The sequence below is a fragment of the Pseudomonas sp. Irchel s3f7 genome (genome assembly GCF_900187615.1).
GTDB lineage: Bacteria > Pseudomonadota > Gammaproteobacteria > Pseudomonadales > Pseudomonadaceae > Aquipseudomonas.
In genome coordinates this window covers 1-23,056 of sequence record NZ_FYDO01000017.1, presented here as the reverse complement: position 1 = coordinate 23,056, position 23,056 = coordinate 1, and the positions used below count along the sequence as shown (strand labels likewise).

The window sequence follows — 23,056 nt, the reverse complement described above, 5'->3', positions numbered from 1 at the left end:
GATGACGCTGAATGCGACCACGTCCCACACCGTCGGGCCGTACTACCACATCGGCCTGACCTGGCTGAATCGTGAAAATCTGGCTGTCGAGCAAACCCTGGGCGAACGCGTGGCGATCACCGGGCAAGTGGTCGATGGCAACGGCGACGTCGTCAACGACGCCATGCTGGAAGTCTGGCAGGCCAACGCGGCCGGCAAGTACGACCACCCGGAAGACGACCAGGACAAACCCCTGGACCCGAACTTTGAAGGCTTTGGTCGGGTGCCGGTGGATGCCGAAGGGCGTTTCCGTTTCACCACGATCAAACCGGGTACCGTCGAAGGCCTGAAAGGCACGACCCAGGCCCCGCACCTGGTGGTGCTGGTGTTCGCCCGTGGTTTGGTGAAGCACCTGCTGACGCGGATCTACTTTGATGGCGAACCGGCCAACGTCGACGATCCGCTGCTCGAATGCGTACCGGCCGAACGCCGCAGCACGCTGATGGCGAAGCAGGATGCATCAGGTGTTTACCAGTGGAATGTGATTCTGCAGGGCACCGATGCCGAGACGGTGTTCTTCGATTATTGAGTGAGCACCGTACCCCCCTGTAGGAGCCGGCTTGCTGGCGATTACGGTGTCAGTTTCATCAATGTTGAATGACACAACGCAATCGCCAGCAAGCCGGCTCCTACAGAGGCTGATGCATCTGCGGAACGGGACTGTTGCAAAGTGTGTCTAGACTCTCACCGTCCCCATTGAGTGAAAAAACGATGACAACACCCACAGCGCCTACAGCTCTTTATACCGGCGAAGAGCGTAGCAAGCGGATCTTCGCCATTGTCGGTGCCTCGTCCGGCAACCTCGTCGAATGGTTCGACTTCTACGTCTACGCCTTCTGCGCAATCTACTTCGCGCCTGCGTTTTTCCCGTCCGACAACCCCACGGTGCAGTTGGTCAACACCGCTGGCGTGTTTGCCGCCGGGTTCCTGATGCGGCCGATTGGCGGCTGGATTTTCGGCCGTGTCGCGGACAAGCACGGGCGCAAGAACTCGATGCTGATCTCGATTCTGATGATGTGCTTCGGCTCATTGCTGATCGCCTGCCTGCCAACGTACAAGGACATCGGTGTCTGGGCGCCGATCCTGTTGCTGTTCGCGCGTTTGCTGCAAGGCTTGTCGGTGGGCGGCGAGTACGGCACCACCGCGACCTACATGAGCGAAGTGGCACTCAAGGGCCAGCGCGGGTTCTACGCGTCGTTCCAGTACGTGACATTGATTGGCGGGCAATTGCTGGCGGTGTCGCTGGTGGTGGTCCTGCAACAAATCCTCACTGAAGAAGACCTGCGTGCCTACGGCTGGCGGATTCCGTTCGTGGTCGGTGCAGTGGCGGCGCTGATTTCGCTGTTCCTGCGTCGTTCGCTGAAAGAAACCACCAGCAAGGAAATGCGCGAAAACAAGGACGCCGGCAGTATCAAGGCACTGTTCCGCGACCACAAAGCCGCGTTCATCACCGTGCTCGGTTACACCGCCGGTGGCTCGCTGATTTTCTACACCTTCACCACGTACATGCAGAAGTACCTGGTGAACACCGCCGGCATGCACGCCAAGACGGCCAGTTACATCATGACTGGCGCGCTGTTTCTTTATATGTGCATGCAGCCGATCTTCGGCATGCTCGCGGACAAGATTGGCCGACGTAATTCGATGCTCTGGTTCGGCGCGCTGGGTACCTTGTGCACCGTGCCGATCCTGCTTAGCCTCAAAAGCGTCAGCAGCCCGTTCATGGCTTTTGTGCTGATTACCCTGGCGCTGGCGATCGTGAGTTTTTACACCTCGATCAGCGGTCTGGTGAAAGCCGAGATGTTCCCCCCGCAAGTGCGCGCACTGGGCGTTGGCCTGGCGTATGCGGTGGCGAATGCGATCTTCGGTGGCTCGGCGGAATACGTGGCTCTGAGCCTCAAGGCCGTTGGGATGGAAAACTCCTTTTATTGGTACGTGACGGTGATGATGGCGATCGCCTTCCTGTTCAGCCTGCGTTTGCCGAAACAGGCGAAGTATCTGCACCACGATCTTTGATCTTCACGCGCGGGTCGCCAAGGCCCGCGCCTTCAGGAACTGTTTATGAACCAGCGACCGGGCAATCAATTGTTCGATGCCTATTTCACGGCGCGTGATATGCGTGAAGTGTTCTGCGATCAGGGCCGGGTCCAGGCCATGCTCGATTTCGAAGCGGCACTGGCCCGTGCTGAAGCGCGGGTTGGCTTGATTCCGGTGAGTGCGGTCGCGCCGATTGAGGCGGCGTGCAGCGCCGGGCATTACGACTTTGCCACCCTCGCCGAGGCGATTGCCACGGCGGGGAACTCGGCGATTCCGTTGGTCAAGGCACTGGGCAAACAGATCGCCGCGCAAAATGCCGAGGCTGAGCGATACGTGCATCTGGGTGCGACCAGCCAGGACGTGATGGACAGCGGCCTGGTGCTGCAATTGCGCCGAGCGTTGGAATTGATTGAAAAAGATCTCGCGGACCTGGGCCAATCCCTTGCGACTCAGGCCCAGCGATATGCCGCCACTCCGCTGGCGGGGCGCACCTGGTTGCAGCATGCGACACCGGTCACCCTCGGCATGAAAATCGCCGGTTGGCTGGGCGCCGTGACACGCAGCCGCCAACGTTTGGCCGAACTCAAACCGCGTCTGCTGGTGCTGCAATTCGGCGGTGCTTCCGGAACCCTCGCGGCACTTGGCGAGCAAGCGATGCCAATTGCCCAGGCGCTATCCGAAGAACTGCAACTGACCTTGCCCGACCAGCCGTGGCACACCCAGCGCGATCGCGTGGTGGAATTCGGCGCGGTACTTGGCCTGATCGCCGGCAGCCTCGGCAAAATGGGCCGCGACATCAGCCTGTTGATGCAAACCGAAGCCGCCGAAGTGTTCGAACCTTCGGCGCCGGGCAAGGGCGGCTCTTCGACCATGCCGCACAAACGCAACCCGGTGGGCGCGGCGGTGCTGATCGGCGCGGCGACCCGTGTTCCCGGTTTGCTCTCGACCCTGTTCAGCGCCATGCCTCAGGAACACGAGCGCAGTCTCGGCCTGTGGCATGCCGAATGGGAAACCCTGCCGGAGATTTGCTGCCTGGTGTCCGGCAGTCTGCAACAAGCACTGTTGATCGCGCAGGGGCTGGAAGTGGACGCCGCACGCATGACCCGCAACCTCGATTTGACCCAGGGCCTGGTACTCGCCGAAGCGGTGAGCATCGTCCTCGCGCAACGGGTGGGACGCGATACCGCGCATCATCTGCTGGAACAATGCTGCAAACGTGCCGTGGCCGAACAGCGTCATCTGCGTGCGGTGCTCGGCGACGAGCCGCAAGTGACGGCCGAGTTGTCGGCCGCCGAACTCGATCATCTGCTGGACCCCGCCCACTACCTCGGCCAGGCCAAAACCTGGGTCGAGCGAGCGGTGGCTGAACATTCTGCATTGACTGCCTGAAGGAGATTGCTGTGGCTTTCGTACAACTCGCCGAGGGCGAACTGCACTACCAGATTCAAGGGCCGCACGACGGACCGGTCGATGCACCGGTGTTGGTGCTGTCCAACTCGCTAGGCACCGACCTGCACATGTGGGACGCGCAAATCCCGGCGTTCACCAAGCATTTTCGCGTGTTGCGCTTCGACACGCGCGGTCACGGCCAGTCCTTGGTGACACCGGGGCCGTACAGCATTGAGCAACTGGGGCACGACGTGCTCGCCTTGCTGGATGCCTTGCACATCGAGCGCGCGCATTTCTGCGGTCTGTCCATGGGCGGGTTGATCGGCCAGTGGCTGGGCATCAATGCCGGCGAGCGCCTGAACAAACTGATCGTGTGCAACACCGCAGCGAAAATCGGCGATCCATCGATCTGGGACCCGCGCATTGAAATGGTCTTGCGCGATGGTCAGGCAGCCATGATTGCCCTGCGCGATGCGTCGATTGCCCGCTGGTTCACCCCGGACTTTTCCGAGGCCAACCCGGCAGCGGCCAAGCAGATCACCGACATGCTCGCGGCCACGTCGCCAGAAGGTTACGCGGCCAACTGTGCAGCGGTGCGTGATGCTGATTTTCGTGATCAGTTGTCCTTGATCAAAGCGCCACTGCTGGTGATTGCCGGCGCTCAGGATGCGGTGACGCCGCCGTCTGGCGGGCACTTCATTCAGGAGCATGTGCCAGGCGCCGAGTACGCCGAGTTCTATGCCGCGCACTTGTCCAACGTCCAGGCAGGCGACGCTTTCAGCGAGCGCGTGCTGACGTTTTTGACGGCACATTGAGGATTATTTTGTGGATGAGAAACAACGTTACGACGAAGGAATGGAACTCCGTCGTGCGGTACTGGGCGATGCCCACGTCGACCGCAGCCTGACCACCCTGACCGAGTTCAACTCGGAGTTTCAGGAAATGATCACCCGCCACGCCTGGGGTGACATCTGGACCCGTCCAGGCCTGCCGCGCCATACCCGCAGCCTGATCACCATCGCCATGCTGATCGGCATGAACCGCGAGGGCGAACTCAAACTGCACCTGCGCGCCGCCGCCAACAACGGCGTCAGCCGTGGCGAGATCAAGGAAGTGATCATGCAGAGCGCGATCTACTGCGGCATTCCGGCTGCCAATGCGACGTTCCACCTGGCGGAATCGGTGTGGGATGAGTTGGGGGTTGAATCGCGGGAGTAAGTGATCTGATCCCTGTAGGAGCCGGCTTGCCGGCGAAGAGGCCCTGGAATTGTGCGTCGCTGCTGAGGCCGACTTCGCTGGCAAGCCAGCTCCTACAGAAATGGCAGTGCTGGTAGTTAAAGCAAGCTGATCGGATAGCTGACGATCACGCGGTTTTCATCGAACTCGTTGTTGCTGTAATCCCGGCGCATGGTCGAGTTGCGCCACTTCACGTTCAAGTCCTTCAGCGCACCGCTCTGCACGGTGTAGCCCAGTTCCGATTCACGTCCCCATTCCTTGCCATCAGTAATCGTACCGGTGTGCACGTTGTCGCCGCTGATGTAGCGGTTCATCAGCGTCAGGCCCGGAACGCCGAGGGTGGCGAAGTTGTAGTCGTGACGCACTTGCCAGGATTTCTCCTGGGCATTGTCATAGCTGGAGTTGTAGCTGTCGTTGGCCAACGTCCCGCCGCTGGTGCCGTTGACCCGCATCCAGGCGTTGTCGCCCGTGAGTTTTTGCAGGCCGACATAAAAGGTGTTGCCGCCGTATTTGGCCGAGAGCATTGCGGACCAGGTCTTGTTGTCCAGGTCGCCGGCCCGGGCGCTGCCGTCTTCCTTGCCGTAGAAGTAGCCGAGGTTGGCGCCCAGGGTCCAGTCGCCCAGCGGTTGGCTGTGGATCAGATTGACGTATTGCTGGCTGTAGATGTCTTTGAGTTCGGCGTTCCACAGACCGATCTGGGTGCGTTTGTCGTTGAACACGTACTCGCCGCCCTGGAAGTTGAAACGGTCGGAGGTGAACGCGGCTTTTCCGGTCATCGACATGTCGCCCATGCTGCTGTCGTCGCGCGGGCTGTTCTGCCGGAACTGGCCGCCGTAGAGCGTCAGGCCATTGATTTCCTTCGAGGTGATCTGGCCGCCACGGAAGGTTTGCGGCAGCGAGCGCCCGTCGTCCGAACGCAGGATCGGCAGCACCGGCATCCATTCGCCGACCTTCGCTTCAGTCTGCGACAGCTTGGCCTTGAACGCGACGTTGGTGCGCCCGAAGTTATCCGCCGGGCGACCGTCGCTGTCCAGCGGCAGCAATTGCGTACCGCCCGTGCCTTTACCACCATCGAGTTTTACCGAGTACAACCCCAGCACATCCACGCCGAATCCGACGATGCCTTGGGTGAAACCGGACTTGGCGTCGAGGATGAAACTTTGCGTCCACTCTTCAGCCTTGCCCTGAGCCTTGGTCGGGTTGGTGAAGTTGCGGTTGAGGTAGAAGTTACGCAGGTTCAGGTTGACCTTGGCTCCTTCGACAAAGCCCGACTCCTCGGCGTGAGCGGGCAGGGCCGCGCTGGTCACGGCAATGGCGATCAGGCCGGGAACGAAATACTGCGCAGGAAAAGGCGTCATGGGCGTGGGTCTCTCTAATTCTTGGGGATGAAACGGGGTGATGCCGCAACTTGGGGTTGCAGACGAACATTCGGTCAGGACAAGCGAAGCGGATCAGCCGGAGAGGGCGGGGCGCGGGGGCATGGTGTCGAACCTGTTGTTTTTGGTTTTGTGGTTCGGATGGTGTGGGAAATGTACTGAATGGTTCAATAATCTAAAATTGGTTTTGGGCGATTATCGAACGAAACATTGAGCGGAGTTTTGTGGTGTATTGGCCGGCCCTATCGCGAGCAGGCTCGCTCCCACATTCGACCGCATTTCTTCGGGAGGAACTCGGTCACCTGTGGGAGCTAGCCTGCTGGCGATGGGGTCATAACGAACAACACAGATTTTCAGACGGCCAACAAAAAGCCCACCAATCGGTGGGCTTCGTGTTTTCACAGCGCTATCAGAACAACTTCAACTCCGGTGCTTCTTTTTTCAACGGCTCGTTCTTCGCCGTTTGCTCGTTCCAGCCACCACCCAGTGCCTTGTACAGGTTGACCTGGCTGACCAGTTGCGCCAGACGGTCGGTGATCAGCACTTGTTGCGCACTGAACAGCTGACGCTGGGCATCGAGGAAGGTCAGGTTGCTGTCGACACCGATGCGGTAACGACGCTCGGCCAGACGGTAGTAGTCCTGGTTGGCGCTGACGAAATCTTTCTGCGCCTGCAACTGCTGGACGTAGGTCTGGCGGGCGGCCAGGCCGTCGGCGACTTCCTGGAAGGCCGTTTGAATGGACTTCTCGTAGGTCGCCACGCCGATGTCTTTCTGGATTTTCGAGTAATCCAGGCTGGCACGCAGGCTGCCGGCGTTGAAGATCGGCAGGTTGATCTGCGGCTGGAACAGCCAGGTACCCGAACCACCGTTGAACAGACCGGACAGGTCCGGGCTCAAGGTGCCCGCATTGGCCGTCAGGCTGATGCTCGGGAAGAACGCAGCCCGTGCCGCGCCGATGTTGGCGTTGGCGGCCTTCAGGTTGTGCTCGGCCTGGAGGATGTCCGGGCGACGTTGCAGCAGATCCGATGGCAAGCCCGGCGGTACTTCGCTCAGCAGGTCGTCGTTCAGCGGTTTGGCCGCTTGCAGGTTCGCCGGGACGCCGGTACCGAGCAGCAGCACCAGGCTGTTCTCGTCCTGCGCGACCTGACGGGTGTACTTGGCCAGTTGTGCGCGGGCGTTTTCCACCGAGGTGCGCGACTGCGCCAGGTCCAGGGCCGAGGCGACACCGACTTCGTTGCTGCGGGCGGTGAGCTTGTAGCTCTCCTCAAACGCGGCAAGAGTGTCCTGGGTCAGCTTCAGCAGTTCCTTGTCGGCCTGCCAGGTCAGGTAGGCATTGGCCACGCTGGCCACCAGGCTGATTTGCGTGCTGCGGCGGCCTTCTTCAGTGGCGAAGTACTTTTGCAGTGCTTCTTCGTTCAGGCTGCGAACGCGACCAAACAGGTCGAGTTCGTAGGCACTGACACCCACGGTTGCCGAGTAGGAACTGGTGATGCTGGACTCACCGGTCTGCGACGCGTCGGCCGGTAACCGCTGACGATTGCCGGTGCCGTTGGCCGAAATCGCCGGGAACAGGTCGGCGCGCGAGATGCGGTATTGAGCTGCAAAGGCGTCGATGTTCAGGGCCGCGACACGCAGGTCACGGTTGTTTTCCAGGGCAACCTGAATCAACTGTTGCAACGCCGGGTCATGGAAAAACTGCTTCCAGCCCTGTTCGGCAGCGGCCTGAGCCGGTGCCTGGGCCGACGAATACGCCGGCCCTTCAGGGTATTGGCCCGCCACCGGAGCGTCCGGCTGCTGATAATCAGGTATCAACGAGCAGCCACTGAGCACGAAGGCGGCAACTGCCAGGGAAAGTAGCGACTTGCTCATTAGCCAGCCTCTTTAGGAGTTTCAGTAGCGTCTTGCTGGTCGACGTTTTTACGCTGACCCATGGCAGACACAGTGACGAAGAACAGTGGGACCCAGTAAATCGCCAGCACGGTTGCCGTGATCATACCGCCAATCACACCGGTACCGATTGCGTGCTGGCTACCCGAACCTGCGCCCGAGGAGATCGCCAGCGGAACCACACCGAGGACGAACGCCAGCGAGGTCATGATGATCGGCCGCAGACGCATCCGGCAGGCTTCGATCGCCGCATCATGCAAACTGCGGCCCTGTTCGTGCAGCTCCTTGGCAAATTCGACAATCAGAATGGCGTTTTTCGCCGCCAGCCCGATGGTCGTCAACAAGCCCACCTGGAAGTACACGTCGTTGGACAAGCCGCGCAGGCTGGTAGCCATGAGCGCACCGATGATCCCTAGCGGTACCACCAACATCACCGCGATCGGAATCGACCAGCTTTCATACAATGCCGCCAGGCACAGGAACACCATCAGCAGCGACAGGGCATACAACGCTGGCGCTTGCGAACCGGACAGACGTTCTTCGTATGACAGACCGGTCCAGGAAATACCGACACCGGCCGGCAGTTTCTTGGCGATGGCTTCGACTTCGGCCATGGCTTCACCGGTGGAATAACCCGGCGCCGGGGAACCGAGGATTTCCATCGCTTCCACACCGTTGTAACGGGCCAGTTTCGGCGAACCGTAGATCCACTCACCCTTGGCGAACGCCGTGAACGGCACCATGGTTCCGGCGCTGTTGCGCACGTACCACTTCTGCAGATCTTCAGGGCTCATGCGAGCGCCGGGCTGACCTTGCACGTAAACCTTCTTCACACGACCGCGGTCGATGAAGTCGTTGACGTAGCTACTACCCAGGGCAATCGACAAGGTGTTGTTGATGTCGGCGATGGTCACGCCCAGGGCGCTGGCCTTCTCGTCATCGATTTCCAGCTGGAATTGCGGTTCGTCGTTCAGGCCGTTCGGACGGACCTGGGACAGGATCTTGCTTTGTGCCGCCATGCCGAGGAACTGGTTGCGCGCTTCCATCAACTTGTCGTGACCGATACCGGCGCGGTCCTGAAGGAACACGTCGAAACCGGTGGCGTTACCCAACTCGAGTACCGCGGGTGGCGCGAAGGCGAACACCATGGCGTCACGGAACGTGAAGAAGTGCTGCTGGGCACGGGCCGCAACCTTGAACACGTTGTTGTCAGCGTTACGTTCGTCCCACGGGCGAAGCATGATGAATGCCATGCCCGAGCTCTGGCCACGGCCGGCGAAGTTGAAGCCGGTCACGGTGAACACCGAGTTCACTGCATCGCCTTCACCGCCGTCCTTGCCCGGACGCAGCAGGAATTCGCGCATTTCGTCCACGACCACTTGGGTACGCTGCGCCGTCGAACCGGCAGGTGTTTGCACCTGGGCAAACAGTACGCCCTGGTCTTCTTCCGGCAGGAACGCGGTTGGAATGCGGGTGAACAGCCAGATCATGCCGACGACAATCAACAGGTACGCCAGCAGGTACGGTGCTTTGTGCTTGAGCATGCTGCCCACGCCGCGCTCGTAGCTTCTGACACCGCGATCGAAGTTGCGGTTGAACCAGCCGAAGAAGCCGCGTTTCGGGGTGCCGTGATCGCCTTTCGCAATCGGCTTGAGCATGGTGGCGCAGAGCGCCGGGGTGAAGATCAGTGCAACCAGTACCGACAGGGCCATGGCCGAGACGATGGTGATCGAGAACTGCTTGTAGATCACACCGGTAGAGCCGCTGAAGAACGCCATTGGCAGCAGAACCGCCGACAGCACCAGGGCGATACCGACCAGGGCACCCTGGATCTGCCCCATGGATTTCTTGGTGGCCTCCTTGGGTGACAGGCCTTCTTCGCTCATTACCCGTTCGACGTTTTCCACCACGACGATGGCGTCGTCCACCAGCAAGCCAATGGCCAGGACCATACCGAACATGGTCAGGGTGTTGATGCTGAAACCGGCGGCCGCGAGGATGCCGAACGTACCGAGCAATACCACCGGCACGGTCATCGTGGTGATGATGGTGGCGCGGAAGTTCTGCAGGAACAGGAACATCACCAGGAACACCAGCGCAACCGCTTCGACCAAGGTATTAACCACGCCTTTGATCGACTCAGTCACCACCGGAGTGGTGTCGTACGGGAACACCACTTCCATCCCTTCAGGGAAGAACGGCTTGAGGCTGTCGATGGTCGTGCGCAGGGCTTTTGCGGTGTCGAGGGCGTTGGCGCCGGTGGCCAGTTTCACCGCCAGACCGGATGCCGGAGCGCCGTTGAACTGGGCGTTGATGCTGTAGTTTTCACCACCCAGGCCGACTTCGGCGACATCTTTCAAACGAACTTGCGAACCGTCCTTGTTGACCTTGAGCAGGATCTTGTCGAATTGCTCGGCGGTCTGCAGACGGGTCTTGCCGATGATTGTCGCGTTCAGCTGTGTGCCGGGCAGAGCAGGCAAACCGCCGAGCTGGCCGGAGGACACCTGCACGTTCTGTGCGGCGATGGCGTTCTTGACGTCGATCGGGGTCAGGTTGAAGTTGTTCAACTTGGCCGGGTCGAGCCAGATACGCATGGCGTACTGGGAACCGAACACCTGGAAGTCACCCACACCAGCGGTCCGCGAGATCGGGTCCTGCATGTTGGACACGATGTAGTTGGACAGGTCGTCCTTGGTCATGCTGCCGTCACGCGACACCACGCCGATCACCAGCAGGAAGTTCTTCACTGCCTTGGTCACGCGGATACCCTGTTGCTGCACTTCTTGCGGCAGCAGCGGGGTGGCCAGGTTCAGTTTGTTCTGCACCTGAACCTGTGCGGTGTCGGAGTTGGTGCCTTGCTCGAAGGTCGCGGTAATGGTCATGGTGCCGTCGGAGTTACTTTCCGACGAGACATAACGCAGGTTGTCGATACCGTTGAGCTGTTGCTCGATCACCTGGACCACGGTGTCCTGAACCGTTTGTGCCGAAGCACCCGGGTAGGACACGGAGATCGCAATGGCCGGAGGCGCAATGCTCGGGTATTGGTTGATCGGCAGTCTGAGGATCGATAGTGCCCCGACCAGCATGATCACCAGGGCAATTACCCAGGCGAAAATCGGACGGTCGATAAAAAATTTCGACATGGTTTACTCCCCTTTGCCGCTGGAAGCCTTGTCAGCTGCCTGTGCGGGGACCGGGTTCTTTGCGGCTACGTTGGTCGCTTCCCGAGCGTTGACTTCGATGCCCGGTTTGACGAATTGCAGACCTTCGGTGATCAGGCGATCGCCAGCCTTCAGGCCATCTTCGATCAGCCATTGGTTGCCGACGGTGCGGTTGGCCTTGAGCTGACGCAGTTCAACCTTGTTATCCGGACCCACGACCAAAGCGGTCGGCGTGCCCTTGAGGTCGCGTGTCACGCCTTGCTGCGGGGCCAGGATTGCGGCGCTGTTTACACCGGCCTGCAATTTGGCGTGTACGAACATGCCTGGCAGCAGGGTGTGCTCAGGGTTCGGGAACACGGCGCGCAGGGTGACGGAACCGGTGGTCTGGTCAACCGAGACTTCGGAGAACTCCAGCTTGCCGTCCAGCTTGTACTGGCTGCCGTCTTCAAGGGTCAGCTTGACCGTTGCCGCGTTGGCACCGGCCTTCTGCAGGCGACCGCTTTCCAGTTCGCGACGCAGTTGCAGCATCTCGACCGAGGACTGCGTCACGTCGACGTAGATCGGGTCGAGCTGCTGAATGACTGCCATCGCATCGACCTGGGCATTGCTGACCAGCGCGCCTTCAGTCACCGAAGAACGACCGATGCGGCCGGTCAGCGGTGCGTAGACCTTGGTGTAGCGCACGTTGATCTGGGCGGTTTGCAGGGCGGCTTCCGATTGCAGGCGGTTGGCCACGGCGGTGTCGTATTCCTGACGGCTGACGGCTTGCTCATCGACCAATTGCTTGTAGCGGTCGGAGACCGACTTGGTCGAACGCAGGTTGGCTTCAGCGCTTTTCAGTGTTGCGTCATAGACCGACGGATCGATCTGATACAGCTGCTGGCCGGCCTTGACGTCGCTGCCTTCCTTGAACAGGCGCTTCAGAATGATGCCGTTGACCTGAGGGCGAACCTCGGCCATGCGGAATGCACTGGTGCGTCCCGGAAGATCAGACGTCAGGGTGAAAAGTTGCGGTTGCAGGGTTACGACGCCGACCTGAGGGGGCGGTGCGGCTGGTGCTGCCTCTTCCTTTTTGCATCCGCTGAGTAGCGATGCCAGGGCGACGGCGGCGACCAGAGCGGTAACAGCTGGCTTGAATTGCATGAAAATCCTCGGGTCAGGCGCGCAAGGTGCGCACAAGAAAGGTGGAAGGTTTAAAAATGTGTGCCGAGTGGATAAGTAGCTTGCTAAGGAATATACTTACGTACATGGCTGTTTGTAAATACCTAGACTGTGTACTCATACCGTTACAGAAGCCGTTCGCAGGTTCGAATTGTAGGCCGGGGACGATACCCAAGAACGTTCGCCCCACTTTTATTCAGCTGATATTCAGACATCGCTGAAGCACCCTGATTGAGGTTGTACTGCCATGGTCCGTCGCACCAAAGAAGAAGCTCAGGAAACCCGTGCCCAGATTCTCGTGGCGGCGGAGAAGGCCTTTTTCGAGCGGGGCGTGGCGCGCACCACGCTGGCGGACATCGCGACCCTCGCGGGCGTGACGCGCGGGGCCATTTACTGGCATTTCAGCAACAAGGCGGATCTGGTGCAGGCCATGCTCGACACACTGCATGAGCCGCTGGAAGAAATGGCCAAGGCCAGCGAGAGCGAAGATGAACTCGATCCCCTGGGTTGCATGCGCAAGTTGTTGGTTCATTTGTTTCATCAAGTTGCGCTGGACCCGAAAACCCGGCGCATCAACGAAATTCTGTTTCATAAGTGCGAATTCACCGATGAAATGTGCGACCTGCGTCAACAGCGTGTGGCAGCCAGCCTCGACTGCAACGTGCGCATCGGCGTGGCCCTGAGTAATGCAGTCAACCGCGGGCAACTGCCGGAAAACCTCGACACTGTCCGTGCGGCCATCAGCCTGCATGCCTACATCGACGGCATCCTGTACCAGTGGTTGCTGGCCCCCGACAGCTTTGAACTGCACACCGAAGCCGAGCGTTGGGCCGATACGGGGCTGGACATGCTGCGCTTGAGCCCCAGCCTGCGTAAATGAAGCAAAATGCGAAATCGACGTCATGTGTGTCAACCGTCGAGACCGTAAATGAACGGTTCTTCACGTGCCCTTCGACAATGGGCTGCTTTTATATACTTACACTCGGCCCGTTGACAGGTTGCGAGCTCAGTAATTTGTAGGAGTTTTGTGTCGAGACTGTGAGCAAGTCCTTTTCGCGGTGTCAAAACCACAATATTGTTTTCAGATAACAAAAAGCCCCGGCTCTTTCGAGTCGGGGCTTTTGCATTTCCAGGATGACTGATTACAGCGTCGGGTAGTCGATATAACCAACCGGGCCCTTGGCATAGAACAGTTCAGGACGCACTTCGTTGAGCGGCGCATCAGCCTTCAAGCGCGCCGGCAGATCCGGGTTGGCAATGAACGGCACGCCGAACGCGACGGCATCGGCCTTGCCACTGGCCAGCCATTCGTTGGCGCTGTCCTTGGTGAAGCGTTCGTTGGCAATGTAAGGGCCGCCGAAAGCTTCTTTCAATTGTGGGCCGAGGCTGTCGGCGCCTTCTTTTTCTCGTGAGCAAATGAAGGCGATGCCACGCTTGCCGAGTTCACGAGCGACGTAGGTGAACGTTTCAGCCAGGTTGTCGTCGCCCATGTCATGGGAGTCGGCACGTGGAGCCAAATGCACGCCCACGCGGCCGGCGCCCCAGATTTCGATCGCTGCGTCGGTCACTTCCAGCAGCAGGCGTGCACGGTTTTCCAGGGAACCGCCGTAATGGTCGGTGCGCTGGTTGGTGCTGCTTTGCAGGAACTGGTCAAGCAGGTATCCGTTGGCGCCGTGGATCTCCACGCCATCAAATCCCGCTGCCTTGGCATTTTCAGCACCCACACGATAAGCGTCGACGATGTCGGCGATTTCAGCGGTTTCCAGTGCGCGTGGGGTAGGGTAGTCCGCCAGCGGACGCACCAGGCTGACGTGGCCTTTTGGCTGGATGGCGCTTGGTGCAACCGGAGCTTCGCCATTCAGATACGACGGATGCGAAACCCGGCCCACGTGCCACAGTTGCAGGAAAATTTTGCCACCGGCGCCGTGGATGGCTTTGGTCACGTTGGACCAGCCACGCACCTGGTCGTTGGACCAGATACCCGGGGTGTCCGGGTAGCCGACGCCCATCGGCGTGACCGACGTGGCTTCGCTGAGAATCAGGCCAGCGGAAGCGCGTTGCACGTAGTACTCGGCCATCAGCGCGTTGGGCACGCGACCTTCGTCTGCGCGGCAGCGGGTCAGCGGGGCCATGATGATGCGGTTGGCCAACTCGAGGTCGCCCAGTTTGATCGGATCGAAAATAGTCGTCATTTAATGCAACCCTCGTGAGGTAATGGATGATCAGTTGGTAGCAGGTGCCAGATCGGGATTGCCGCTCTGACGAAACGTAATCAGGGTCACCAGCAGGGCGAGAACCGCCAATACAGCTGCAGCAAGCGGCACGCTGGTCAGGCCGAAACCGTGGGCAATCACACTGCCGCCGACCCAGGCACCCAAGGCGTTACCGACGTTGAAAGCGCCAATGTTCAGGGTCGACACCAGGTTCGGAGCGGCTTTGCCAAAGGTCACCACGTTCACCTGCAAGGCCGGCACGGCGGCGAAACACGCGGTGGCCCAGAGGAACAGGGTGATTTCGGTCGGGATCAGCGCGACGCTGGTCCAGGTCAGGACGGTGGAAATCACGGCCATGGCGATGAAGACACCGATCAGCGTTGCCGCCAGGCCTTTGTCGGCCATCTTGCCGCCGATGATGTTGCCGACCGTCAGGCCCAGGCCGATCAACATCAGGCTCCAGGTCACGCCGCGGGGCGAGACGCCGGTGACTTCACCCAACAGCGGTGCGACGTAAGTGAACAGCGTGAACACCGAGGCGGCGAACAGCGCGGTCATGCTCAACGACAGCCAGATCCCGGCACCTTTCAGCGCGGACAGTTCGGCGCGCATGTCGAGCTTCTCTTCATCGCGCTTGGCCGGCAGGAAGCGGATCAGGCCGATCAGTGCGATCACGCCGATCACGGTCACCGCCCAGAAGGTCGAGCGCCACCCGGCTTCCTGGCCGAGCGCGGTGCCCAGCGGTACGCCGAGGACGTTGGCCAGGGTCAGGCCGGTGAACATCAATGCGACGGCTGAAGCACGTTTGTTCGCAGGCACCAGGCCCGCTGCCACCACTGAACCGATACCAAAGAAGGCGCCATGGCACAGGGCGGTGACCACACGGGCGAACATCAGCACGTTGTAGTCGCCAGCCACTGCGCAGAGCAGGTTGCCGATAATGAAGATGCCCATCAACGCCACCAGGGCGGCCTTGCGCGGCAGCTTGGCGGTGGCCAGCGCCATGAACGGCGCGCCGATGGCCACGCCCAGGGCGTAACCGGTCACCAGCCAGCCGGCGCCGGGGATCGACACACCGAGGTCGGCCGCCACGTTGGGCAGCAAGCCCATGATGACGAACTCGGTGGTGCCGATGGCAAAGGCGCTCAAGGCGAGGATGAGTAGCGAGAGGGGCATGTCTAATTCCTTATGGCTGGCTGACGTGGGGGGCGTTCTCAATTGGCTTTCCCGGGGCTGTGTGAAAACCAATTGAGAACGCCCCCACAGGGTCAGAGCTCGTTGCTGAAGATGCGGAGGAACTCCTGAATGGTTTCCTCGTTGCGCTTGAAAAAATGCCACTGGCCGACTTTTCGGCTGCTGATCAGGCCGGCGCGTTGCAGGGTCGCCAGGTGTGCGGACACCGTGGATTGCGACAAGCCGCAACGTTGATCGATCTGCCCGGCGCAAACGCCGTGCTCGTTACTGTGGGACTGGTCGGGAAATTCGACGGTCGGGTCTTTGAGCCAGTGCAGGATTTCTCGCCGTACCGGGTGCGCCAGGGCTTTTATTATTTCGTCGAGGTCTAGGTTCATGGCAGTGGGCTCGTGATCAGTAAAACGCTATATCGCGATGAAGCGAACTTTAAATCGGTATTTCGCGATATACCAATATGATTTTGCTCTTATGACTGAGAAAATCGGTATATCGAGTTATAACGATACGTTGAGTGTAACAAGGCAAGGCCGCGGTGCTAAGCTGCGCCCATGAACTATCTCGCACATCTTCACCTCGGTGGCCAGCGTCCCGGTCAATGGCTCGGCAGCCTGTATGGCGATTTCGTCAAAGGCAGGCTGCAAGGGCAGTACGATCCAGAGATCGAAGCGGCCATCCAGTTGCATCGCAGCATCGACGTGTTCACTGACCGCCATCCACTGGTGGATACGGCGTTGTCACGGTTTTCCCTGACGCGCCGGCGGTATGCCGGGATCGTCCTCGACGTGTTTTTCGATCATTGCCTGGCGCGGGACTGGACGCTGTATGCCGAGCGGCCGCTGGCGTTGTTCACCTCGGACGTTTACCGAGTGTTGTCCACTGAACCGCAACTCCCGGAGCGCCTGGCTCGCATCGCGCCTTATATGGTGGCTGATGACTGGTTGGGTTCTTACCGGGAGTTCGAGGTGCTGGAGCAGGTGTTGCGCGGGATTTCGCGGCGGTTGACCCGGCCGGAAGAGTTGGCGGCGGCGATGCCGGAGTTGCGGCGGTTGTACGAGCCGTTGAGCGAGGACTTCCGGTTGTTCTATCCGCAGCTTCAGAATTTTGCGCAGAGCCACCCAGCACGCTGAACCTCTGTAGGAGCGAGCCTGCTCGCGATTTCGATTTGTCATTCAGCATCATCGTTGAATGTAAATCCGCTATCGCGAGCAGGCTCGCTCCTACAGGGGGAATGTGTTTACGCGGCAATCGCGGGGCGCAGGGGAGCTCGTTGCGATTCAACAACAGCACCAAACAACGCCTTCTGCACCGCCTGCTGCGCCTCGAACGCGAGTGCCGCGCGTTCCCGGCCTTCGCAGGCAATCGGCTTGAGCAGATGAATCTCCACGCCGCCACGATCATTGGCAAACAGACGCATCAGGTGCGACAGCAAATCATCGTCACCAATGAACGGCGCCAGCGCATCGAGCTCGCCGTTGCGCACATAACGAATCGCCACCGGTTGCATCGCCACTTCGGAATCGATGGCCGCGGACAACAAGCGACCGTGGAAGGTGCGAAGTGAACGGCCATCGGTGGTGGTGCCTTCCGGAAACATCAGCAGCGGATGCGCCGTTTCCAGATGACGGGTCATCTGTTTGCGGATCAACTGGCTGTCGCCCGAACCGCGACGGATGAACAGGCTGCCAGCCTTGGCCGCCAACCAACCGGCCACCGGCCAGGTGCGCACTTCGGCCTTGGACAGGAACGACATGGGCGTGAGCATGCCCAGCAGCGGGATGTCGGTCCAGGACACGTGATTGCTCACCCACAGCATCGGTGTCTTTGGCAGTTCACCCTGAACCGTCACGTCAAAGGGCAGGGCATTGCTCAGGCGTGCCATGAAAAATCGCGACCAGCGTTGACGACGTTCCATCGAATGGGCCATGCCCAGGCGCTCGAACAACCCGAACACACTGGCCATGCCCAGGCCTAGCGCCACTACCAGCAATACTCGTGCGATTCGCGCGTAAATGCGCAGCCGGCTCATCACACAGCCGCCTTGAAGTGTTTGGCATAGCGCGGGCAAAGTTCGTCGCGCTTGAGCAGGATGAACACGTCGGCGACCTGGAAATCTTCATCCCAGCACGGCTCGCCGCAAATCTTCGCGCCCAGGCGCATGTAGGCCTTGAGCAGCGGTGGCATTTCGGCAATCACGTTCGAAGGAATGTCGAGGCTCGGCAACGGTTTTTTCGGCTCCGCCCGCAGGTGTTCGGTGCACAGGTAGCGCTCGCGCAGACGCTGCATGATCGCGTGGGCCTGAATGCCGCCGTCCTGCATCGGAATGCTCGCGCAGCCCATCAAATAGCTGTAGCCGCCCTGGTTCAGGACCTCGGCCAGCTCGCCCCAGAGCACGGCGATGGTGCCGCCGTTGCGGTAGGCCGGGTCGACGCAGGTGCGGCCGATTTCCAGGATCGGGCCTTGCAAGTGGACCAGGCCGTGCAGGCTGAATTCTTCTTCGCTGTAGAATTTACCCAGGCTGCTGGCGGCTGTATGGTCGAGCAAACGGGTGGTCGCCACCAGACGACCGGTGTTGAGGTCACGCACACCGATGTGGGCGCAGTGAACGTCGTAGTCATCCATGTCCAGACCCCGCTCCGCGCCTTTGAGCTTGGCGTTGAATTCGCCGCTGAACACGTTGAATCGCAAGGCCTGGGCTTCTTGCAAAGCCTCGGCGCCCACCAGGCGTTCGGCTTGCAGTCGGCGTTCGGTGCCGGTGTCGCTGATGCGGGCGATCTGAGTCATGGCGAATCTCCATTCGGGCTGCTCACCCGTCTTTGGGCTACAGCAAATCGACTTTCTTTGTCTAGCCGTGTTGTGCAAAGTCAGGCTATGTAGCCCCGGTGTCATCGCCATTAAGCTTTGGTGATGCTTATATGACAGCCCACAAGGAGCCTCTTATGCCCTGGCAAACCCTGTTGAACCGTGGCGAGCGCCTGCCCGCCAACCCTGATCTGGCCGAAGGTTTCGCGACTCTGTTGCAGCAGTTGGGTACCGTCACGCCATTTGAATTGGCGGTGTCGGGCGCACGCTTGATGGCAACGCCGGGGCTGGCGTTTCTGGTGGGTTATCAGGCGGCGTTGCGCATGCTCTGGCCGAGTGCACCCGCAAGCCTCGGCGCGTTGTGTGCCACCGAACAGCGCAGCCTGCGCCCGGCGGACATGCAGACCCGGCTCAGCGGTTTGCGCCTGAACGGGCGCAAGGATTTCGTCACCGCTGGCGACGCCGCCGACTGGTTGCTGGTGGCGGCACGCAGTGAAGAGCCCGGCGAAGATCCGCGTTTGAGCCTGGCGGTGATCTATCGCGAAGAACCCGGTGTGCGGGTGGAGCAGTTGCCAGCGATCCCGTTGATGCCCGACATCAGCCATGGCCGCTTGTTTCTGGATAACGCCTTGTGTGAATTGCTGGCGGGGGATGGCTGGGATGCCTACGTCAAACCATTCCGAACGCTGGAAGATGTTTATGTGTTGAGCGCAATGACGGCGTGGTTGTATGGCGTCGGACAGGACAGCGATTGGTCTCAGGGCTTGCAACTGCGCCTGCTGGCGTTGCTCGCCGGCTGCGCGGAAGTCAGTCGACAGCCGCCTACCAGTCCGGCCGGGCATGTGTTGTTGGGCGGGTTATTTGCGCAGTTTGATGCTCTGAAGCCTGACATCAATGAAGCGCTGGCGGAGGGACCGCCAGAGTGGTCGGCAATGTGGCAGAGGGATCAGGCCGTGATGGATTTGGCTGCCGGGGCACGGGGGAAACGGTTGGTGAAGGCACTGGCAGGCCTTTGACAATTGCAGCTCCTGCAAGGCTCGCGTGAGTGTCATTTAATTGGGCTAGGCTAACCCGGTTATTTCCCATGAGCCCCCGCCATGTTGAAAGGCTTGCCCCTGATTTTCCTGCTGTTGCTCAGCTTCGGCACCCGCGCCGAACAATGGCCCGCGGAGCAATGGCCGTCCGGCCCGGTCATGACCGGACCCGCACTTCAGGCACTGGAGCAATACGCCTTCGCGCCCCGCAACGACAACACCCGCCAAGGCATCCGCACCGATGCCTTGCTGGTGATCCGCGACGGCCAATTGATCTACGAGCGCTACGCCGGGCCGACCACCGCCGAGACTCCACACCTGACCTGGTCCATCAGTAAAAGCTTGATGGCAACCGTCCTGGGTGTGGCCTATGGCGAAGGGCTGTTCAAGCTCCAGGATCCTGTACAAAAATTTTATCCCCCGCTGAAGAAATACCCGACCATGACCTTGGCCGACCTGTTGCACTGGGCCTCGGGCATCGACTGGCAGGAAGACTACGAATACGCACCGTTGAAATCCTCGGTGGTGGCCATGCTCTATACCCGAGGCCGCGCAGACATGGGCGCATTCACTGTCGATCACGACAGCTACGCAGCACCGGGCCAGGCATTTCGCTATTCCAGCGGTGACACGAATCTGCTGTCCGCCGCGTTGAAAACCATGGTCGGGCCGAATCGCTATGCGGACTATCCGTGGGCTGCATTATTCGAACCGCTGGGCATTCGCCGTGCCGTGTGGGAAACCGATGCCACCGGCACGTTCGTCGCGTCCTCTTATGCCTATCTCACTGCGCGGGATCTGGCGCGAGTCGGCCTGTTGATGGCCCGTGATGGACGTTGGGGTGATAGGCAACTGCTGCCCAAAGACTGGGTCGCGTTCAATCGCGAGCCCTTCGCCCACTATCGTGCGAATCAGGACGCCGCCGTGCCTGGCGGACACTGGTGGCTCAATCGCGCAGTCGACGGGGCCGCCCAACCCTGGCCTGATGCCCCGGCCGACACCTTCGCCGCGCTGGGCCATTGGGGGCAGGCGATGTACGTGATCCCCAGTGAAAACCTGGTGATCGTGCGCTACGGCGATGACCGCGACGGTAGCTATCGACATAACGAATTGCTCAAGCTCGCGCTAAAAACCTTCGCCGCCGAGGTGCAGCCATGAGCGGTTTTTTTCGACGCCGACCGATCAGTTCACTGTTGCTGATCCTGTTGCTGGCCTTGCTCGGTTGGATCTGGCACGAACGTGTTGCGCTGTGGGCGTTCCCCGGCATCATCAGCGCCTACACCGCCAAGGAGTATTGCTCGTGCCGTTATGTGATGAACAACGATGCCGAGTACTGCCGCGGATACGTGAAACAGTGGCTGCCGACCAGCGGTTTCGTCGATGATGTTGCCAGCAAGCAAATAACAGTCAGCGGCATGGGTCGAAGCAACAGCGCAGTATGGATCGGCGAACGCCAGGGCTGTCGCTTGCAACAATGAAGCGGAAAGTCCAGGTGGGGGCTTTTGTGGTGAGGGAGCAAGCTCCCTCACCACAAAAGCGGGTTTGGTGTCGTAGACGGCTTGCAATGCGCTGAGGGCCAGTTAAGGTTCAGCACAGGTTTATCTGCCCTCACGAGTTTTTATGTTCAAGCGTTTCACCCTGAAAACCCTCGCTTTCCTGCTGTTGACCGGCGCTACGCTGTCGGCCCGCGCCGACTGGTACCTCGACGGCGAGTCCTCTCGGCTGTCGTTTGTCAGCACCAAAAACGCCAATGTTTCTGAAGTGCAGCGCTTTCTGGTGTTGCACGGTCAGGTCGATCCCAAAGGGCTGGCGCGGGTGGAAGTCGAACTGGACTCGATCAACAGCGGCATTCCGCTGCGCGATGAGCGCATGCGCAAAGAACTGTTCGAGATCGACAAGTTTCCCGAAGCACTGATCACCACGCAGATCGATTTGCGTCCGATCAACGATCTCGCCCCCGGCGCGCAGCTGGAGTTGCGTCTGCCGTTGACCGTCGACCTGCACGGCAAGCAGCACACCTACGACGCGCAGTTGTTGGCGACCCGACTCGATGACCGACGTTTTCAAGTGGTGACACTTGAACCGGTGGTCATCAATGCCGAAGATTTTGATCTGGCGCCGGGTCTGGAAACCTTGCGCAAACTGGCCGGTTTATCGGCAATCAGCCTGTCGGTACCGGTGGGTGCGGTGCTGATTTTCACGGCGCGCTGACATGGCCGGCGCGATCTTTCCCTGGCGTGAAGGCAACCATTTCGAGCTACTGATCGATGGCCCGCAGTTTTTTCCGCGCATGTTGGTGGCGATTGCCCGTGCCGAAGAACAGGTCGAGCTGGAGTTGTACCTGGTCGAGGCGGGCGCTTGCGCCGAAGCGATGGTTCAGGCGTTGGTCCAGGCTGCCGAGCGCGGCGTGCGGGTGCGATGCCTGTTCGATGACTACGGCAGCCTTGCCTTCACTCTGGCTTTACGCCAGCGCCTGACGTCCGCCGGGGTCGAGTTGCGGTTCTATAATCGCCTGAACTGGCGGCGTTGGGTCGGTAATTTCTATCGCGATCACCGCAAGCTGTTGTTGGTCGATCAGAGTCTGGCCGTCGTGGGCGGCACCGGCGCCACCGATGAATTCTGGACGCCAGGTGAAGATGTTAGCGAGTGGCACGAAGTGATGGTGGAAATCACCGGGCCGCTGGTGCTCGACTGGCAACTGCTGTTCGATCGTCAGTGGATTGCCAACCGCCATCGACGTGCCTGGCGACCGGCCTCGCATTTTGGCTTGCCGCGCTTGCCACGGTTACCGTCCTTGGGTGAGGGCATGGGCCGTGTGGCCTACGCCGACGCCCGCCAGCACCGCGATATTCTGCAATCGCTGATTCGCGCGTTGAACAGCGGCCAGCGCCGGATCTGGCTGGCCACGCCGTATTTTCTGCCGACCTGGAAAGTCCGTCGCTCACTGCGCCGGGCTGCTGCTCGAGGCGTCGATGTGCGCCTGCTGCTGACCGGGCCGCGCACCGATCACCCGTCCGTGCGTTACGCCGGGCATCGCTACTACCCGCGACTGCTCAAGGCCGGGGTGCAGATCTTTGAATATCAGCCGTGCTTCCTGCACTTGAAAATGGTGCTGGTCGACGACTGGGTGAGCATCGGGTCGTGCAACTTTGATCACTGGAATCTGCGTTTCAACCTCGAAGCCAACCTCGAAGCGCTGGACCCTGGGCTGACTCGTGCAGTAACGGCAAGTTTCGAAAGAGACTTTGCCCTGAGCCAGGAAGTCAGCCTGGAGGCCTGGCAGCGTCGACCGCTGTGGAAGCGGGTCAAGCAGAGGGTCTGGGGATGGGTGGATCGGGTGGTGGTGAATCTGTTGGATCGGCGGGGATAATCCCGAATTTCTGAACACCACAAACCACTGTGGGAGATTCTATGTTTGGGGGGAACCCCCAAACATAGAAATAGGCTTGTATTCACTTTGGTTTTTCATCAAGGCAAACAGTACCCGAGCCAGTTTTCTGGCAAGTATCACCAGCGCCTCGGTCCCTTT

21 protein-coding genes and 1 pseudogene are annotated in these 23,056 nt (G+C 60.2%); 12 read left to right on the top strand and 10 right to left on the bottom strand.

Annotation, left to right across the window (positions count from 1 at the left end; translation table 11 throughout):
• Position 1 precedes the first annotated feature (1 nt).
• The 5 genes from pcaG to pcaC all read left to right on the top strand — a co-directional run bounded on the left by pcaG (position 2) and on the right by pcaC (position 4,683).
• Complete coding sequence (gene pcaG, locus CKW19_RS16010) at positions 2-568, top strand: protocatechuate 3,4-dioxygenase subunit alpha (RefSeq protein ID WP_095058720.1); 567 nt, start codon at positions 2-4, stop codon at positions 566-568.
• 182 nt (positions 569-750) lie between these two features.
• A complete protein-coding gene (locus CKW19_RS16005; RefSeq protein WP_095058719.1) occupies positions 751-2,055 on the top strand; it encodes an MFS family transporter in 1,305 nt (434 codons plus the stop codon).
• Between the two features lie 45 nt (positions 2,056-2,100).
• Positions 2,101-3,465, top strand: a complete 1,365-nt coding sequence (locus CKW19_RS16000) for a 3-carboxy-cis,cis-muconate cycloisomerase (protein WP_095058718.1) — start codon at positions 2,101-2,103, stop codon at positions 3,463-3,465.
• Between the two features lie 11 nt (positions 3,466-3,476).
• Positions 3,477-4,280 carry a 3-oxoadipate enol-lactonase gene (gene pcaD / locus CKW19_RS15995; protein WP_095058717.1) on the top strand — a complete coding sequence of 268 codons (804 nt, stop codon included), beginning with the start codon at positions 3,477-3,479 and terminating at the stop codon, positions 4,278-4,280.
• A 10-nt stretch (positions 4,281-4,290) separates the two neighbouring features.
• Positions 4,291-4,683: a 4-carboxymuconolactone decarboxylase gene (gene pcaC, locus CKW19_RS15990; RefSeq protein ID WP_095058716.1), complete on the top strand. Its 393-nt coding sequence runs from the start codon at positions 4,291-4,293 to the stop codon at positions 4,681-4,683.
• 116 nt (positions 4,684-4,799) lie between these two features.
• On the opposite strand, the gene CKW19_RS15985 is transcribed toward pcaC, so the two are convergent.
• From CKW19_RS15985 to CKW19_RS15970, 4 genes are all read right to left on the bottom strand, one after another.
• Positions 4,800-6,059 carry an OprD family porin gene (locus tag CKW19_RS15985; RefSeq protein WP_095058715.1) on the bottom strand — a complete coding sequence of 420 codons (1,260 nt, stop codon included), beginning with the start codon at positions 6,057-6,059 and terminating at the stop codon, positions 4,800-4,802.
• 427 nt (positions 6,060-6,486) lie between these two features.
• The gene (emhC, locus tag CKW19_RS15980) at positions 6,487-7,947 is read right to left on the bottom strand and encodes an efflux RND transporter outer membrane subunit EmhC (RefSeq protein WP_095058714.1); all 1,461 of its coding nucleotides are present in this window, start codon (positions 7,945-7,947) and stop codon (positions 6,487-6,489) included.
• Positions 7,947-11,108, bottom strand: coding sequence for an efflux RND transporter permease subunit EmhB (gene emhB / locus CKW19_RS15975; protein ID WP_095058713.1), 3,162 nt, complete (start codon positions 11,106-11,108; stop codon positions 7,947-7,949). The genes emhC and emhB overlap by 1 nt, the downstream gene beginning before the upstream one ends.
• 3 nt (positions 11,109-11,111) lie before the next feature.
• The gene (locus tag CKW19_RS15970) at positions 11,112-12,269 is read right to left on the bottom strand and encodes an efflux RND transporter periplasmic adaptor subunit (RefSeq protein WP_095058712.1); all 1,158 of its coding nucleotides are present in this window, start codon (positions 12,267-12,269) and stop codon (positions 11,112-11,114) included.
• A 265-nt stretch (positions 12,270-12,534) separates the two neighbouring features.
• Between CKW19_RS15970 and emhR the strand changes: the two genes are divergently transcribed.
• A complete protein-coding gene (emhR, locus tag CKW19_RS15965) occupies positions 12,535-13,167 on the top strand; it encodes an efflux system transcriptional repressor EmhR (protein ID WP_095058711.1) in 633 nt (210 codons plus the stop codon).
• Between the two features lie 262 nt (positions 13,168-13,429).
• On the opposite strand, the gene CKW19_RS15960 is transcribed toward emhR, so the two are convergent.
• The 3 genes from CKW19_RS15960 to CKW19_RS15950 form a co-directional block, all read right to left on the bottom strand.
• On the bottom strand, positions 13,430-14,479 hold the full coding sequence (locus CKW19_RS15960; protein ID WP_095058710.1) for an alkene reductase: 1,050 nt from the start codon (positions 14,477-14,479) through the stop codon (positions 13,430-13,432).
• 30 nt (positions 14,480-14,509) lie between these two features.
• The gene (locus CKW19_RS15955) at positions 14,510-15,676 is read right to left on the bottom strand and encodes an MFS transporter (RefSeq protein ID WP_095058709.1); all 1,167 of its coding nucleotides are present in this window, start codon (positions 15,674-15,676) and stop codon (positions 14,510-14,512) included.
• A 92-nt stretch (positions 15,677-15,768) separates the two neighbouring features.
• The gene (locus CKW19_RS15950; RefSeq protein WP_095058708.1) at positions 15,769-16,071 is read right to left on the bottom strand and encodes a helix-turn-helix transcriptional regulator; all 303 of its coding nucleotides are present in this window, start codon (positions 16,069-16,071) and stop codon (positions 15,769-15,771) included.
• 171 nt (positions 16,072-16,242) lie between these two features.
• Here CKW19_RS15950 and CKW19_RS15945 point away from each other — a divergent pair, with 171 nt between their 5' ends.
• Positions 16,243-16,821: an ACP phosphodiesterase gene (locus CKW19_RS15945; protein ID WP_095058707.1), complete on the top strand. Its 579-nt coding sequence runs from the start codon at positions 16,243-16,245 to the stop codon at positions 16,819-16,821.
• A gap of 107 nt (positions 16,822-16,928) precedes the next feature.
• Here CKW19_RS15945 and CKW19_RS15940 read toward each other — a convergent pair whose 3' ends face one another.
• Entirely contained in the window at positions 16,929-17,720 is a 792-nt protein-coding gene (locus CKW19_RS15940; RefSeq protein ID WP_095058706.1) for a 1-acyl-sn-glycerol-3-phosphate acyltransferase, read from the bottom strand.
• Positions 17,720-18,475: an L-ornithine N(alpha)-acyltransferase gene (gene olsB, locus CKW19_RS15935; protein ID WP_095058705.1), complete on the bottom strand. Its 756-nt coding sequence runs from the start codon at positions 18,473-18,475 to the stop codon at positions 17,720-17,722. The genes CKW19_RS15940 and olsB overlap by 1 nt, the downstream gene beginning before the upstream one ends.
• Before the next feature lie 155 nt (positions 18,476-18,630).
• Between olsB and CKW19_RS15930 the strand changes: the two genes are divergently transcribed.
• The 5 genes from CKW19_RS15930 (at position 18,631) to CKW19_RS15910 (ending at position 22,897) form a co-directional block, all read left to right on the top strand.
• Positions 18,631-19,509, top strand: a complete 879-nt coding sequence (locus tag CKW19_RS15930; RefSeq protein WP_095058704.1) for an acyl-CoA dehydrogenase family protein — start codon at positions 18,631-18,633, stop codon at positions 19,507-19,509.
• Between the two features lie 81 nt (positions 19,510-19,590).
• Positions 19,591-20,685: a serine hydrolase gene (locus CKW19_RS15925; RefSeq protein ID WP_095058703.1), complete on the top strand. Its 1,095-nt coding sequence runs from the start codon at positions 19,591-19,593 to the stop codon at positions 20,683-20,685.
• Complete coding sequence (locus CKW19_RS15920; protein WP_095058702.1) at positions 20,682-21,005, top strand: amidase; 324 nt, start codon at positions 20,682-20,684, stop codon at positions 21,003-21,005. Before CKW19_RS15925 ends, CKW19_RS15920 begins: the two co-directional genes overlap by 4 nt.
• Positions 21,006-21,147: 142 nt before the next feature.
• Positions 21,148-21,738, top strand: a complete 591-nt coding sequence (locus tag CKW19_RS15915) for a YceI family protein (protein ID WP_095058701.1) — start codon at positions 21,148-21,150, stop codon at positions 21,736-21,738.
• 1 nt (position 21,739) lies between these two features.
• Positions 21,740-22,897, top strand: coding sequence for a phosphatidylserine/phosphatidylglycerophosphate/cardiolipin synthase family protein (locus CKW19_RS15910; RefSeq protein ID WP_095058700.1), 1,158 nt, complete (start codon positions 21,740-21,742; stop codon positions 22,895-22,897).
• A 39-nt stretch (positions 22,898-22,936) separates the two neighbouring features.
• Here the strand turns inward: CKW19_RS15910 and CKW19_RS29110 are convergent.
• Positions 22,937-23,056: pseudogene (locus CKW19_RS29110) on the bottom strand (IS110 family transposase); the annotation flags it as partial.

Bases quoted from the DNA above. Each gene is read 5' to 3' on its own strand.
- CKW19_RS15925 (WP_095058703.1), top strand. From the start codon at position 19,591: ATGTTGAAAGGCTTGCCCCTGATTTTCCTGCTGTTGCTCAGCTTCGGC.
- CKW19_RS15930 (WP_095058704.1), top strand. From the start codon at position 18,631: ATGCCCTGGCAAACCCTGTTGAACCGTGGCGAGCGCCTGCCCGCCAAC.
- CKW19_RS15970 (WP_095058712.1), bottom strand. From the start codon at position 12,269: ATGCAATTCAAGCCAGCTGTTACCGCTCTGGTCGCCGCCGTCGCCCTG.
- emhC (WP_095058714.1), bottom strand. From the start codon at position 7,947: ATGAGCAAGTCGCTACTTTCCCTGGCAGTTGCCGCCTTCGTGCTCAGT.
- pcaG (WP_095058720.1), top strand. From the start codon at position 2: ATGACGCTGAATGCGACCACGTCCCACACCGTCGGGCCGTACTACCAC.
- CKW19_RS16005 (WP_095058719.1), top strand. From the start codon at position 751: ATGACAACACCCACAGCGCCTACAGCTCTTTATACCGGCGAAGAGCGT.
- CKW19_RS15985 (WP_095058715.1), bottom strand. From the start codon at position 6,059: ATGACGCCTTTTCCTGCGCAGTATTTCGTTCCCGGCCTGATCGCCATT.
- CKW19_RS15915 (WP_095058701.1), top strand. From the start codon at position 21,148: ATGTTCAAGCGTTTCACCCTGAAAACCCTCGCTTTCCTGCTGTTGACC.
- CKW19_RS15960 (WP_095058710.1), bottom strand. From the start codon at position 14,479: ATGACGACTATTTTCGATCCGATCAAACTGGGCGACCTCGAGTTGGCC.
- olsB (WP_095058705.1), bottom strand. From the start codon at position 18,475: ATGACTCAGATCGCCCGCATCAGCGACACCGGCACCGAACGCCGACTG.
- CKW19_RS15945 (WP_095058707.1), top strand. From the start codon at position 16,243: ATGAACTATCTCGCACATCTTCACCTCGGTGGCCAGCGTCCCGGTCAA.
- CKW19_RS15950 (WP_095058708.1), bottom strand. From the start codon at position 16,071: ATGAACCTAGACCTCGACGAAATAATAAAAGCCCTGGCGCACCCGGTA.
- CKW19_RS15940 (WP_095058706.1), bottom strand. From the start codon at position 17,720: ATGAGCCGGCTGCGCATTTACGCGCGAATCGCACGAGTATTGCTGGTA.
- emhR (WP_095058711.1), top strand. From the start codon at position 12,535: ATGGTCCGTCGCACCAAAGAAGAAGCTCAGGAAACCCGTGCCCAGATT.
- CKW19_RS15955 (WP_095058709.1), bottom strand. From the start codon at position 15,676: ATGCCCCTCTCGCTACTCATCCTCGCCTTGAGCGCCTTTGCCATCGGC.
- CKW19_RS15910 (WP_095058700.1), top strand. From the start codon at position 21,740: ATGGCCGGCGCGATCTTTCCCTGGCGTGAAGGCAACCATTTCGAGCTA.
- CKW19_RS16000 (WP_095058718.1), top strand. From the start codon at position 2,101: ATGAACCAGCGACCGGGCAATCAATTGTTCGATGCCTATTTCACGGCG.
- CKW19_RS15920 (WP_095058702.1), top strand. From the start codon at position 20,682: ATGAGCGGTTTTTTTCGACGCCGACCGATCAGTTCACTGTTGCTGATC.
- emhB (WP_095058713.1), bottom strand. From the start codon at position 11,108: ATGTCGAAATTTTTTATCGACCGTCCGATTTTCGCCTGGGTAATTGCC.